A 12,517-nucleotide genomic window follows, 5' to 3' on the forward strand; every position below is an offset into this window, starting at 1 on the left:
CGTCGGCAGCGTCAGATGTGTATAAGAGACAGGATAGGGGAGGGGGGATGCTCCCCCCTCCCCACCTGGCGGTGGTCGAGCTCCGCTCCTTTGGAACATCGTACTCCCCTGAAACCCACCCCTGCAATGCGATGCCCCCACAGTCCAGTATCCCGGATTTTCCCTCGATCATTCCACTGGCAGAAACCTTGTAATGGATGGTGCCGATCTTCGCACCTGGCGGTGCTCAAGCTCCGGTTCTACGAACCGTCGCTCTCCCCTGCGTGGTGATATCCGCAGGGAAACCAGATCCGCAATGCGTGATGGGCAGCCTGATATCTCAGGCAAGGCCATCCCACGCTCACAGGATCTCAAAGATGTAGGTTAACGCAGAAATGTCTTCCAAAAAAGCGAAACTCAAGAGCTGAGGAGAATTACTCCTCAGTCTCTTCCGTCTTCGGGGTCTCTTCGGTCTCGGGGACCTCAAAAGCGGCCTTTGTCTCCTCAGGGCGCGGGAATGTCTCTTTCATGACGACGTTCTTGATGTCGGGATAGTATTCGAATATCTCGCGGACAAGGGTGCCCCGCCAGATCATCCAGCGCCGGTCATATACGATCGCGGGAGGAAGCGCCAGTTCTGCCACGCCATCGGTGATGCTGATCCCGATGTCGGTCCGGCCCGAGTAGAGCTTGATGAGGCCTTTGATCTGCTCAATGGGGTCCTCGACCTTCTCGACGATCGTGTAGGAGTAGGTCAGGGTCTTTCCGGCAAGCGGGTGGTTGAAGTCGACGACCGCACGCCTCCCGATAACATCGACGACGACGCCTTCGCGCCCCTCTACCTCAATCCGCATCCCGCGCTTCGGCTTCTCGCGGAACTGCGAGACCGGGACAGACCGGACATTTGCGTCATCGTGGGACCCGAATCCCTTCTCGGGCGGGACGTCAACCTCTCCCTCGGCGCCGACCTCTTTGCCGATCAGTTCATCCTCAAGGCCGATGATGATGTGGTGGCTCCCCAGACGGACGGTGACCGGACCGTACTCTGCCCGCGGGTTGTAGATCCCCTCTTCCTTTGCCTTCTCTTCATCCGTTGTATCGAAGATAGTCTCATCGAAGCGGCCGGTATACCTGAGCCTGATAAAGTCTCCTTCCTGAAGTGCCATTCCATTCACCTTGGATAGCAGATCGCATTGCGGTCCCCGGCACGTCTCTGCACCGGCCCGCTGCAAGCCTGCGTCTAGTTGTTCTAATTTATTTGGAAGGAGGTGTATTTATACTGTTTACCGCCCCGCTTCCGGGAGCGCATGACTGGCCCCATACAGGGCTGCTTCTTGTCTCTGCCGCCTCCCGGGCACGGTTGGACAGTATCATAGGCCTGGACTGGTATCACGGGATGCCCGGCAGGTGCTGGAGGCTCCGGTCCAAATATTGAAGTATGCCCGTGATAGAGGGGGATGGAGGATCATGGATGAGGTGCAGCGACGGGTGGGGGGGCGTCTCGTATGCCCCCTGCCCCCCTGAAGAGTTCTGCGGCAGAAGGGAGGAGCGTGAGCATCTTGGGGCTCTCCTCTCCCGTGCAGGAGGACAGGCTGTGATGATCTCCGGTCCGCCGGGGATCGGGAAGAGTTCGCTCTTGAACTGGCTTGCATACGAGGTGCAGGAGCGTCCCGGCGGCCTCCAGTCCCCAGTCCTTCGGGGAGAGGTCTTCGACCTTCCAGGAATGATCTTTTCTGTCTTTCGGGACCTCCTGAAAGACCTGCGGAGGCACGCTGCGACCGCAAGGTTTGGGGGGGATCTTGGTCTAGAGAGCATGAGGGAGGCGATCCGGTATGCCGGCGATGTACTTGAGAAGTACGTCGCCCCGGTGGAGCCGGTCGGCCTCCTTGCGAAGACCGGGGAAGAGATCATCGGCGTCTTCGCCGAGTCGCCCGAGGTCGGGTACGACCGGGTGCGCGAGGCTTTCCTCGAACTCCTCCAGGAGCTCGGAAGGGTGATGAGCGTGACCGGCCGTGTGGCTGCAGTCCTGCTCGATGATGTCCATCTTGCTTCAAGCCTTGATCGGCGCCTCCTTCTGGACATCATGCACGATCTCCCGCCGGGAATCTTTCTTGCCTTCACCTGCCGGGCAGAGGATGGGACGTGCCCCGGATACCCGACCATGCAGGAGGAGATCCGGAACCTCGGCTTTTCTACGATACGCCTCTCCGAAATGCGGGTTAGTGAGATCCAGGAGTTGGCACAGAGGAGGTTTAATCTCACCATTAACGAGGCCGCCGCCGGTCTCCTCGAGGAATCCGCCGGCAACCCGTTTGGCCTTATGGCCTGCTTTAACACACTGAATTACCGGGGGCTTGACCCAACCCTGGAAAAGATCGCAGATCTCCTCACCGGTAGTAGAGATCCGGCTGATCTTGCCTATAGCGGGCTCCCTGAGTCCTGGAAGGATTGGGCCAGGGAACTTTCTGTTTTAAACCCCCCGTTCCCGGTACCGGTTGTGGCCTGCATGCTCGGTCTTGAAGGTTCGAGCCTTGCCGACCGGCTGCGGGAGATCGGCATATTCCGGAGGCTTCCGGGTGGGGAGTACGCCTTCGCCCACCCACTCTTACAGGAGCACTGCAGGCGCGAGCTCCCAGACGATGCAAAGTCCGCGCTCAATGCCCGTGCAGCAGACTGCTTTGAGCGGTCCATGCACCGTCTTTCCGGCAGGCTGCACGCTCTTCTCTCGCTTGCCTGCCACTTCTTCCACGCGCAGGAGTACGAAAAAGCTGCAGACTTAAACCTCGAACTCGGGCTTCGGTTCTACCATCGTGAGGACTACGATACCGCTCTCGTGCTCACGGAACGGGCTATCACCGCTGCGGGATATCTTGGGGACGACGCCCTCCTCGCTGCTGCAGAGCAGCAGAGAGATCTGATTCGACAAAAGATCGCTAGCCCGGTCCGGGCCGTTCCATGAGGTTTTATCGCGGTTCCCGAGAGAGTGATCTAGCGCGACGAGTATGCTTGAAGTAGAAGCAAAATTTGCTGTTCCCGATCTCGAAAGCGTCAGGAACCGGCTTGTCCGGTTGGAAGCGCGGATGATTACCAGACAGAAGGAGCGTGACGTCTACTATAACGCTCCACACCGGGATTTTGGAGAGACCGACGAGGCGTTAAGGGTCAGGTATGATGATGCCGGATCTACCGTGACCTACAAGGGACCGAAAGTCCGGGTCGGGAGCGCGAAGGCCCGCGAGGAGTTCAACCTTGCGGTGGAGTCGGGGGAGACCCTTGAGGCGATCCTCTCCCGTCTCGGTTTCCGTCGGGCTGCTACGGTCTCAAAGGTGCGGGAGATCTATGAGATGGGCGATCTGACGGTGACGCTTGATGATGTCGACGATCTGGGGACATTCATCGAGATCGAGATCCTGACGGAAAGCGACAGAGATGATGCTGCCGCACGAATTGGGGCGACTGCAAAAGAATTGGGTGTAGACGGTCCACCAATCTACACCTCGTATCTGGAGATGCTGTTGTCTAAACAGTGATAAGATCGATATGAATATCTTTCGGCTCCGTCCCGAAGTGGATGAGAGCTCCATTACCTTCTGAAGCGGGCCCGGGGTTGACGATAGTGACGCCATCGACCTCGGTTATGCCCCGTGCCTCATGGATATGGCCGCAACAGATCAGGTCGAATTGGGGCATGTGCTTGCGTATGCTCTGGCTCCCGACGTGATTATCACCGACCAAGTCCAGCGCTTCATATGGTGGGGCGTGACAGATCAGGACGTTGTAAACGTTCTTATCCATATGGTTGACTATCCGGGTGAGTTTATCATCGATCTCTTCTTCCGTCAATTCAAACGGTGTGTCAAACGGGGTCTTGTTCGAACCTCCAAGACCCGCAAGCGTGATCTTGCCGAGAGCGATCCACGAGTCATGTAGACATACCGCATCCGAGCGCTCGAGCACATCGATGATCTCGCGGGGATCGCAGTTTCCGGGGATTGCAAAACACGGTACTTCGAAGTTGGAGAGCACCGAATCTACAGGCTCAAGTGGACCGAAATTGGTGATATCGCCTGCAATGATGACTGCATCGTAGTCGTAGCTGAGAAAAGCGTCAAGCTTTCCGTAGTTACCGTGCAGATCTGCTAAGAGTAGCACATCCGTCATGCACTATAGGTGAGAAGTGCGCCTAAAAAACCTTATCTCATGATCCATCCAGGAACCGGTTATTTTACCACCGAGCGCCAGTTTGCCGAGAACCTTCTCCGTCTCAGGGAGAAGGGGGCGAGGCTGTTCATTTGAGAGTGGGGTCCCGGGTAGCGGCATAAAATAGTGAATATGCGCTTTTCCTGCCCGGGTGACAAACCTTACGAGGTCGAGCGTAGCGCGCTGGTCATCGTCGCTCTCAAACGGCAGGCCAACGATGAAATCGACGATCGGGACGAGCCCATTCTCCCGGCAGAGTTCGACGGCACAAATAACGTCTTCGACGGTATGCCCCCGGTGCAGGCGACGGAGCACCGCATTGCTCCCCGATTGGGCTCCAAAGTGCAGGCGGGTGTTGGCGCAGTAGTCAAGGATGAGATCGATGGACTGCTGCGAGACAGACTCCGGGCGCACCTCACCGGGGAAGGTTCCAAAGTAGATCCGCCCATCGAGGCTCCGGAGGAGCCGCTCCACTCGATCAAGTCGGAGATGGACTCCATCAGAGCCGTAGGCAAAGGCGTTCGGGGTGACGAACCTGATGTCACGGTAACGTGAGGCATATCGGGCAATCTCGTCGATGGAGCGGTGGCGCATGCACCGTCCGAAGAGACGGGGTGTCTGGCAGTACCCGCAGGAGAACGGGCATCCCCGGGTGATCTCGATGAAGCCCTTGATCTGCGAGAAGGGCGGGTGAGCGTCGAGGAGGACGGTGTGGCGGGCCGGCGTATAGCCGGCGGCGGTGGCGACACCCGGGGGTGGATCCCTCCCCTCCTCGATTGCGGCAAGGAGAGCGGGAAGCGTGTACTCCCCCTCTCCGACGACGACGTAATCGGCATATTCTGCCACCTCCCGGTAGCATGCTGAAGGGTGGGGCCCCCCTGCGATGGTTATGCAGTCCGCCCCCGCGATCTCGTCACGGTAGAGGCGCTCGTTGATGGAGTTCAGGCTGTAGATGGTGACATCGTCGAGCGGTTCGTCGGTGATCTGGAGGTGGTAGCCGTCACTCTCGCATGCCGCGGAGAGGGCAGCGAGGGAGTTGTTTGCCTGGGGTATGGCTCGCCAGTTAACGATCATGGGTGTGCGAAAGGTTATCGTCTGCGGTCTTGTCCGGGGTTTGGGGCCGGCAGAAGCAGTCTTGATGCCGACTCACCCTCAAAGCCGGGAAACGTTCGGCTCTGGAGGGGCGTTCATGGAGAGGCGTTCAATGTATCATCTCTGTAAAGAACAAGATTAATCTGACGATGTCGACGAAGTATTAAGATATACATGAAGATCACCGATTTCATGCGGATCTTTTCGAGTGAACGCCGGATTGAGGTTCTTGATGCACTCATGCGGCAGGAAACCAAGGATGAGATTAAAAAGCATATACCCTCCTCAACCTACGCTTTCACGGTCAATTACCTCAAGAAAGTGGGGTTTGTCAGAGAAGCTGACGGTGAGGTTTCGCTGACTGATAGGGGATATGCCAACCTCGTCGTATTTGAGAGGTTCAAAGAGAGTATCAATACCCTCAGGTTACTCTATGAAGCCTTTCCGGACCATACCATCGCTTTCCCGGACGAGTTCGCTCTTCGCCTCAGTGAGATCCGGGATGCCGAGATTATCGTCTCTGAACCATCCGATATCTTAAAGCCTCACAGAGTTTTCATCAACAACCTGAGGAAAACCCGGGAGATCTACGGAGACTCACCGATTCTCTTCCCCGATTACCCTGAGTTCTTCAAGGGCCTGGCGGAGAGTCTCGAGACGATCTCTCTTGTGGTCACACAGGAAGTCCTTGATATTATCTCTACCTATCCGCTGGAAGATTACAGCAATCTTGAGGTGTATCTCATCCCAGAAACTCCCGGGATCGCTGCGACAGTCACAGATACATTCCTCTCGATCGGGTTCTTCTATAAGTCGGGAAGTTACGACTTCACGAGGGACCTCATTGCGACGTCCCCGGAAGCAATAAAGTTTGGAAGGGATCTCATCCAGCATTATAGGATGCAATCCCGCAGGATTATATAGCCTGCATAGAGGATCCATTCCCCATCGACGAGCGCGTTCCGAAACATCTCGAACCCATTACAGTAAGCAATGATGTAGATGGTGCTGTGGATCGAGCTGATGAGCAGAACGTCGATACCGGCGATGAAACCTGAGAAGTATGCACCGATGACTGTCATGTGAGTGATCAGGCTGAGTCCGAGCAGCAGGGCGGTGACCTGCGTCCGGGAGAGGACTGTCGGGATGGTCAGGATCCCCGCCATCTTATCTTTATCGATGTCGCGGACATCGTAGATGACGGTGTTGACAAAACTTTTGCAGAAGAAGAAGAGGCAAACCAACATGACCGGCAGGCTGATGGTACCGAGGAAGATCAGGATGCCGAGTGACCAGGTAAGAGCGACGATACAGTTTTTCACGCCTTTACCGCCTTTCAGCCGATATCCTCCGATGCCCTTTGTATAGAGGTATGCAACGAGGAACGGCACGACCAGGGCGGGGTTTGGGTAAAGGGCGAATGCTCCGATCGTCGCGAAGACTGCTGTTAGCAGGAGTGCTTTTTTGAACAGAGTTCCTCGTTTCTCATCCTCTTTATTCTCCACACCACGATCAAACGCATAGGCTGCGTAGGCAATGAACGCTGCGGCGACAAATTCAGTGAGCGGGACGTGGCTACCGAGGAATCCATATGCAAACTGTAGTTTCAGGGCTCCTGAAAGCGTAACCACAAGTATCGAGATGATTAGACTGTATGCTTGCATATTGTATACGATCGGAAAGAGGAAAATATTCCATTCTGATGGAGATTGTACAGTACTGTTGTATCAACTCAGCAACATTGTTATTTCTCAAAAATCGTGTAATACGTCAGTGAAATAACAAGAAAGCCATTTATATGGGTTATTTTCAAAGTATATCCTGGAAAGACTGATTATTATTCTTGGGCGGGAGTATGGAGCACAGGAGAACCGATGGGCAGAGACCGGAACAGGGGCCGGTAGTTGATGCTCATTTTTACCATGGCGGTTGTTGCCCTCATGCCGGCTCTCATTTTGCGACGTCCACCGGGGACCTCCTGACGCTGTTGGTTGGCTACCAGAAGGATGGAATTGTACTGATTGCCCCTGATCAGACAGTGATCTGGATGAATAGGGCTATCGAGGATCTCTTCGGGGTGAACAGATACGATACCGTCGGAATGAACGCCATTGAGTTTGTCTCCCGCTGTATCTCTCCAAATTTCCCTAACGGTGAGGATTTTAAGGCAGAATTTATCAGTGCCTGTTTCTTTTACGAAAAGATCCCGGAAAGACGATACTGCATATCCCGTAAATCGACCGATAATATCTGGGTGGAGTATTCAAGCATCGTGATCCCTGTAGGGCGGAACCGAGGTGCGCGCCTGGATATCTATCACATCACCAGCGGCTCCGATCGGTTGGAGGCGCGCCTTCAGGAGGCTCGCGATCTGTTTGAAACTCTGGTAGCTCTCTCGTCGGATCTGGTCATCTCTCTCAATTCAAGCCTCATCATAACATCAGTAAGCCCGTCGGTTGAGCGCTTTCTCGGGTACCGCCCCGAAGATCTCGCAGGAAAACACCTCTCTTTTTTGATGACCAGAGATTCTATTGCTGAATTCCAGAAGGTCTGCTTTCTGGAACGTGTCTCCCGAAACTCGGCAGGACGCTCCGATCCGATCGAAAAACCACGCACAATGGAGGCGCTCTTTATGAGCGTACAGGGGCTTCCTATTGCCATGAGTCTTGGTTTCTCGCCGATCAGCGACAGTATGGGCAACCTCGCCGGGATCATCGCGGTCGTACAGCAGAAGACCGATGACAGTCGGTGGCGGGAGATCTCTGCGCAACTCGATCAGAACATCGAGCACTTGGCTTGCCTTGGCGATCGTATCAGAAACCCGCTTGCCGTCATCGTCGGCCTTGCAGATCTGCAGGGCGGTGAGATCGCTGAAAAGATCGTTAAGCAGGCAGAGATCATTGATGGGGTTCTTAGGGAGTTGGACAGTGGATACGCCGCGTCGCTCAGCGCCAGGGAATTCCTGCGGAAACACCATCTGCGAGACGATCTCGATCTGGATGCCCCGCCTCGGACTGAGATCACGCGTCCCGTATCTGGTTTGGCCAAACAGGTGTCGCATCAATCCGGCTTATTCATGGATACGCATGCTCCCCTCGACTGACGTCCAAAGCATATGATTGAAGGGAGTAACCATAGCCCTTTGTCTATTGCATCTCTTCCCAGAAGAATGGGAGGACGCTCCATGTGGATGCCCTCTTGATCCCGATTTGCGCACGACCACTCAATGCACCCGCAGCCAGAGGTGGAGGTTGCGGTAACCGGCACCGATGAGACTGTTCTTTGGGATCTCTTCAGGGGGCGTCTCCTTGAAGAGAAGGAGTTCCAGCCTGTTTACATCCGGGTCCATGATCCGGAAGGAGTAGGGCTGCTCCACCGTCTGATTGTGCGGCACTGTGACGGAGAATCGGTCCAGAAGCGTTGCCGAGACGACTGTTGACCGGTTTGTCGCATTATTAAGCCTGCTCTCTATGGCATATGTCTCCACCGTGTAGGTGATGTCCTGGTACTCGTGGTTTCCAATACCGATGATGACCGTCTGGGGTGTCCCGGCCATGAATTCGGTTGGATAATCGGCAGCTCTCCCTTTTGGGCCAAGGATATAGAACTCGGTGTACTTCTCGCCTTCTTTTGGATTCACGACGATGAATACAGTCATCACAATGGCCGCAAGGAGAACCAACGTGAGGATGACAATCAGGGCCTGATTGAGCCGGGATATGGATCTGCTGGAGGACTTCTCCTCTATCGCCGCGGTATGTATTGAAGCGAAGAGCGATATGGCGGCTATGATGAGTGCGGCTACGGGTTGGATGGTGTATAAGGCAGGGAAACCTATGAGAAGGTCTATCGCGGCTTCCAGAGGCATTCAGTTAAACCATGATGAGCCATGCTATAAAAATCGTTCCCTGAGACGGGCCTTTGTCATATCTTTGCTACGACAGAAGGCGATCTATTCTAAAACTGGTTCAATCGTAATCAGCGTCTGCTGTTTCATATAATCTCATATCAAGCAATAGGTCTCCAGCTTATACCAGAAATAATCTTTATTTCACCCTAAGTTTTTTGAGTTTGTTCAGATATGATCGATGTCTATAAATACAACATAACGAAAGTACGGTTGAGTGCCAGATATGCCCCGGGAAGGCTGGAACAGAGAAGCTTCTAGCGGGCTCGAGGCGGCCATCGTCTTCATCGCAATCATTGTGATTGCGTCGATCTTTGCATACGTCGTACTCGGAGCAGGGATATTTGCATCGCAAAAGAGCCAGGAAGTCATGCATGCCGGCCTTATGGATGCAGGTTCCGCTCTCCGTCTGGGGGATGTGGTCATCGTCAAGATGGACAGCAGTCGGGATCTCGTTGAGCGCATTGTTTTCGATCTTGAGACCATGACCGATCTCGCTGCATTTGATATGGGGAGCATGACCTACACCATCGCCACAAAAGAGAAGATTGTCACGCTTCCTCCCGGCGATGTAACCCTAACGTGGCGGTATCCGAAAGATGGCGGACCTGTTCTGGAGGCAGGAGAGGTCGTTATGGTGGAACTGAGGAAGTTGGAGAGTGTGGGCATCGGACCGGGGGATACGTTCACCCTTGGTATAACTGCCGCGGAAGGGGCGACTGCCTCATTGACCAGAACAGTTCCCTCCGGGATTGGAAAGAATGCATATGTCGAGCTCTTCTGATGCGGTCGGCCCGCCGGATGCCGGGTTCACAGGGCTCGAGGCGGCGATCGTCCTGATCGCCTTTGTCGTGGTCGCTGCCGTCTTTGGCTACGTTGTTCTTACGATGGGTCTTCTCTTCTCAGGTGAGAGTCAGTCTACCATCCACCAGGGAATCCGACAGGCCGGTTCGGCCTGCATGGTCTCGGGAACCGTCTACGGTGTCAGCTCACCTCCCTATGACTACCTCAACTCCATCATCATCCCGATCAAACTCACCAGCGGCAGCGAACCGATCGATATGACCACGGTCTCTCTCCGATTGACCGGTCCTCATCACGTGGATCCAATCAGACAAAATATTCCTCTTCTTACCGATAGTCCCGAAGCGGGCTATTGGAGTATCCAGGATCGGTTCAATGATGACTCCGATCTTCTTCTTGAAGCTGGAGAGGAGTATGTGCTGCACATAAGGCTAAACAACAGACAAGACTGCGCTCCATATGGGACGTTCGCCATCGAGATCAAACCCGCGGGTCGGACGGCGCTCCGGGTTGAGAGGACTGTCCCGGGCAGTATCAGCGCCTTAACCAAACTGCCCTGAGGGGTTGATGCCCAGGAAATTCTGATGCCCGGTCACTCCGGCGATCCCGATGGCCCCCACGACTGCAAGCAGCAGGTAATCCCCCGGCCCCGCTCCGGCCATCAGGATGCTCCCTGCAATACCGGTCGCCCAGGCATAGAGGGAGGCTATGGTAAGGACCCCTAGGAGCGGGATGGAAGCACGGACGAGCATGCGGGCGATCCTGGAGAGGTCGGGTCGGAGGTTCCGGCAGGCGGCAAGGGCGATGCCTGCCGACGCGACGAGGAATATCCACTCCGAGAGGGAAGAGACCTCCGCGAGAATAGCGTTGCCGAAGTAGTCTGTGAACTCGTAGGGCTGATACGGGCCAAGGAGCGGGAAATACCAGGTTATGGCGTCTGTCCACATTGTATCGAGGATCTGGTGGATGAGTACGCCTGCCGCAACAGCGAGGACTGCAGGCGATCCTCGCTCTCTCTTGAAAATAATGCCTGCGATGAAGAGGAGTGCGAGGAAGAGGAGGCCATGCCCGAATATTCGCCCGTAGTTGAGCGAGTCCGCAAGAAGGATATGTCCCACCGGTTTGTCGATCAGGTCGGGGAGAAGGGCCCCAAGAGCAGCAAAACCGATGAGCCGCCGATCATTGAGGCGTATGGAGAGTGCGAGGCCCAGGATGAGACCCGCAAAGAGGTGGCAGGCGATGAACATTCTTCATGAGTTCGATGCTGGCTGATTAATAACTCTGCGGTTTTGGATGCCCGCAACCGATATGAGCGGCAAGAGCACACACTTTTTGATATACTCTGCAGGAAAACGCTATGGTCATGCTCGTTCGGCATGAACTCATCATCATATTCGCCTCTTTCTTAATCGGGAGTGCGGCGGGCTGGTGGATCCGGATGCAGTGGGGAGATGGCTTCATTGCCGTCGCAGCGACGCTTCTTGGGACCGTCATCGGCTATGGCATCATTATAACTCTTCTTCGGATGGTGGGCCATCCGGTCGAGTAGTCCGGTTAAAGGGGCACGCCTCTCTCAGACATTCGCGGTTGATATCACCAAACTCACACCGCACCTTCCCCTCCGACGGGAGGGCTACGCCGAACCGCTCGGAAAGGTTGGTGACCGCCGTCCGGATCGCAAGCCATGAGTCGCGTTTGCAGCACCGGGGACCGCCGTGCCGGGCGATCATCATCAGGCTGCGTGCGGTCATCTGGTTTGCGAGCGACCACTCCTGTTTCTTTAGGGGTGTTGACCCGGTGATCAGGCTTGCGAAGATACCGGTCCCGATCGCCGCGCCGCAGGCACCGTGAGTGCCGCAGAATCCTCCCTGGACCGTCCCGGCCCTCGCACGCGCCTGCCGGAGCAGTGCCCCCTTTCTCCCCGGCTCCCCCAGGTGGTTGCAGTATGCGGCGATGAGGCTTGCTGGCACGAGGAAGTGGTGCTCTGGCCCGTGCATCCTGATTGCCGGATGACGCATCAGGGTGCAGGCAATGGCAAGCGGGTCCTCGAGTGTTGTCGTGATGCAGAACTCCTCGATGAGATCGAGAGCCTCCAGGCTGTGACATCGATCGCAGACAAAGTGTCCCGCTTCGCAGGTCGCCGTGGTGCTCCAGGTCTTGCCGCAGACAGCACACGTCACATCCCGGGCTTCCTTGCTATACACGAGATCTCTTCCGCAGATCAGGCATCCGACCTTACGATCCATACCATAGGATGGGTCGCAGCATCCAATAAGCATAAAGCCGTGATCAGGGGACGGTGGATCGGCCCAGGGATCCGGAAGGGCGGTCGGAGCGAGTCCATGTGGTGCTTTCGGTCTCCCGGTACTCACGCACCTCTCCGTCCTCGATCGTGAGGACCCGGTCGGCGAGGGTCAGGAGTGAGGGGCGGTGGGAGATGAGGATCGTCGTCCGATCTCTGACCAGGATCTCGAGCGTCTGCCGGATCTGATCCTCGGTCTGCATATCGAGCGCCGATGTGGGTTCGTCGAGGAT

General features: G+C 55.7%; 14 protein-coding genes and 1 pseudogene. 7 read left to right on the plus strand and 8 right to left on the minus strand.

Annotated features, from left to right (window positions below; translation table 11 throughout):
- Positions 1-413: 413 nt before the first annotated feature.
- Complete coding sequence (locus ACI94_RS10940) at positions 414-1,145, minus strand: peptidylprolyl isomerase (RefSeq protein WP_066954538.1); 732 nt, start codon at positions 1,143-1,145, stop codon at positions 414-416.
- Positions 1,146-1,450: 305 nt separating this feature from the next.
- Here ACI94_RS10940 and ACI94_RS10945 point away from each other — a divergent pair, with 305 nt between their 5' ends.
- Together ACI94_RS10945 and cyaB are read left to right on the plus strand one after the other, a co-directional pair.
- A complete protein-coding gene (locus ACI94_RS10945; RefSeq protein ID WP_066954541.1) occupies positions 1,451-2,938 on the plus strand; it encodes an AAA family ATPase in 1,488 nt (495 codons plus the stop codon).
- Positions 2,939-2,981: 43 nt separating this feature from the next.
- Positions 2,982-3,509, plus strand: a complete 528-nt coding sequence (cyaB, locus tag ACI94_RS10950; protein ID WP_066954544.1) for a class IV adenylate cyclase — start codon at positions 2,982-2,984, stop codon at positions 3,507-3,509.
- Here the strand turns inward: cyaB and ACI94_RS10955 are convergent.
- Together ACI94_RS10955 and ACI94_RS10960 are read right to left on the minus strand one after the other, a co-directional pair.
- Positions 3,499-4,140: a metallophosphoesterase gene (locus tag ACI94_RS10955; RefSeq protein ID WP_066954546.1), complete on the minus strand. Its 642-nt coding sequence runs from the start codon at positions 4,138-4,140 to the stop codon at positions 3,499-3,501. The genes cyaB and ACI94_RS10955 overlap by 11 nt on opposite strands.
- Before the next feature lie 3 nt (positions 4,141-4,143).
- Complete coding sequence (locus ACI94_RS10960; RefSeq protein ID WP_066954549.1) at positions 4,144-5,253, minus strand: TIGR04013 family B12-binding domain/radical SAM domain-containing protein; 1,110 nt, start codon at positions 5,251-5,253, stop codon at positions 4,144-4,146.
- Positions 5,254-5,445: 192 nt separating this feature from the next.
- On the opposite strand from ACI94_RS10960, the gene ACI94_RS10965 reads away from it, so the two are divergent.
- Positions 5,446-6,195, plus strand: a complete 750-nt coding sequence (locus tag ACI94_RS10965; RefSeq protein WP_066954552.1) for a winged helix-turn-helix domain-containing protein — start codon at positions 5,446-5,448, stop codon at positions 6,193-6,195.
- Here the strand turns inward: ACI94_RS10965 and ACI94_RS10970 are convergent.
- A complete protein-coding gene (locus ACI94_RS10970) occupies positions 6,165-6,935 on the minus strand; it encodes a hypothetical protein (protein ID WP_066954554.1) in 771 nt (256 codons plus the stop codon). The two genes, ACI94_RS10965 and ACI94_RS10970, sit on opposite strands and share 31 nt — an antisense overlap.
- A gap of 191 nt (positions 6,936-7,126) precedes the next feature.
- On the opposite strand from ACI94_RS10970, the gene ACI94_RS10975 reads away from it, so the two are divergent.
- Positions 7,127-8,374: a PAS domain-containing protein gene (locus tag ACI94_RS10975; RefSeq protein ID WP_066954557.1), complete on the plus strand. Its 1,248-nt coding sequence runs from the start codon at positions 7,127-7,129 to the stop codon at positions 8,372-8,374.
- A 120-nt stretch (positions 8,375-8,494) separates the two neighbouring features.
- On the opposite strand, the gene ACI94_RS10980 is transcribed toward ACI94_RS10975, so the two are convergent.
- Positions 8,495-9,139 carry a DUF1616 domain-containing protein gene (locus tag ACI94_RS10980; RefSeq protein ID WP_083524709.1) on the minus strand — a complete coding sequence of 215 codons (645 nt, stop codon included), beginning with the start codon at positions 9,137-9,139 and terminating at the stop codon, positions 8,495-8,497.
- 265 nt (positions 9,140-9,404) lie between these two features.
- On the opposite strand from ACI94_RS10980, the gene ACI94_RS10985 reads away from it, so the two are divergent.
- Entirely contained in the window at positions 9,405-9,962 is a 558-nt protein-coding gene (locus ACI94_RS10985; protein WP_286681416.1) for an archaellin/type IV pilin N-terminal domain-containing protein, read from the plus strand.
- Entirely contained in the window at positions 9,946-10,542 is a 597-nt protein-coding gene (locus ACI94_RS10990; protein WP_224732797.1) for a flagellin, read from the plus strand. Before ACI94_RS10985 ends, ACI94_RS10990 begins: the two co-directional genes overlap by 17 nt.
- On the opposite strand, the gene ACI94_RS10995 is transcribed toward ACI94_RS10990, so the two are convergent.
- Positions 10,525-11,229 (minus strand): metal-dependent hydrolase, encoded by a 705-nt coding sequence (locus tag ACI94_RS10995; protein ID WP_066954566.1) that lies wholly within the window; start codon positions 11,227-11,229, stop codon positions 10,525-10,527. The genes ACI94_RS10990 and ACI94_RS10995 overlap by 18 nt on opposite strands.
- A gap of 110 nt (positions 11,230-11,339) precedes the next feature.
- On the opposite strand from ACI94_RS10995, the gene ACI94_RS11000 reads away from it, so the two are divergent.
- Complete coding sequence (locus ACI94_RS11000; protein WP_273259067.1) at positions 11,340-11,531, plus strand: hypothetical protein; 192 nt, start codon at positions 11,340-11,342, stop codon at positions 11,529-11,531.
- On the opposite strand, the gene ACI94_RS11005 is transcribed toward ACI94_RS11000, so the two are convergent.
- Entirely contained in the window at positions 11,491-12,228 is a 738-nt protein-coding gene (locus ACI94_RS11005) for a DUF5714 domain-containing protein (RefSeq protein WP_066954572.1), read from the minus strand. The genes ACI94_RS11000 and ACI94_RS11005 overlap by 41 nt on opposite strands.
- Positions 12,229-12,271: 43 nt before the next feature.
- Positions 12,272-12,517 (minus strand): annotated as a pseudogene (locus tag ACI94_RS11010) (ABC transporter ATP-binding protein); the annotation flags it as partial.

This window comes from Methanoculleus sp. DTU007, assembly GCF_001512385.1.
Taxonomy (GTDB): Archaea; Halobacteriota; Methanomicrobia; order Methanomicrobiales; family Methanoculleaceae; genus Methanoculleus; species Methanoculleus thermophilus.

Coding starts and splice junctions, on each gene's coding strand:
- ACI94_RS11005 (WP_066954572.1), bottom strand. CDS start 12,228: ATGGATCGTAAGGTCGGATGCCTGATCTGCGGAAGAGATCTCGTGTAT.
- ACI94_RS10940 (WP_066954538.1), bottom strand. CDS start 1,145: ATGGCACTTCAGGAAGGAGACTTTATCAGGCTCAGGTATACCGGCCGC.
- ACI94_RS10945 (WP_066954541.1), top strand. CDS start 1,451: ATGAGGTGCAGCGACGGGTGGGGGGGCGTCTCGTATGCCCCCTGCCCC.
- ACI94_RS10970 (WP_066954554.1), bottom strand. CDS start 6,935: ATGCAAGCATACAGTCTAATCATCTCGATACTTGTGGTTACGCTTTCA.
- ACI94_RS10995 (WP_066954566.1), bottom strand. CDS start 11,229: ATGTTCATCGCCTGCCACCTCTTTGCGGGTCTCATCCTGGGCCTCGCA.
- ACI94_RS10990 (WP_224732797.1), top strand. CDS start 9,946: ATGTCGAGCTCTTCTGATGCGGTCGGCCCGCCGGATGCCGGGTTCACA.
- ACI94_RS10965 (WP_066954552.1), top strand. CDS start 5,446: ATGAAGATCACCGATTTCATGCGGATCTTTTCGAGTGAACGCCGGATT.
- ACI94_RS10985 (WP_286681416.1), top strand. CDS start 9,405: ATGCCCCGGGAAGGCTGGAACAGAGAAGCTTCTAGCGGGCTCGAGGCG.
- ACI94_RS10980 (WP_083524709.1), bottom strand. CDS start 9,139: ATGCCTCTGGAAGCCGCGATAGACCTTCTCATAGGTTTCCCTGCCTTA.
- ACI94_RS10960 (WP_066954549.1), bottom strand. CDS start 5,253: ATGATCGTTAACTGGCGAGCCATACCCCAGGCAAACAACTCCCTCGCT.
- ACI94_RS10975 (WP_066954557.1), top strand. CDS start 7,127: ATGGAGCACAGGAGAACCGATGGGCAGAGACCGGAACAGGGGCCGGTA.
- ACI94_RS11000 (WP_273259067.1), top strand. CDS start 11,340: ATGGTCATGCTCGTTCGGCATGAACTCATCATCATATTCGCCTCTTTC.
- cyaB (WP_066954544.1), top strand. CDS start 2,982: ATGCTTGAAGTAGAAGCAAAATTTGCTGTTCCCGATCTCGAAAGCGTC.
- ACI94_RS10955 (WP_066954546.1), bottom strand. CDS start 4,140: ATGACGGATGTGCTACTCTTAGCAGATCTGCACGGTAACTACGGAAAG.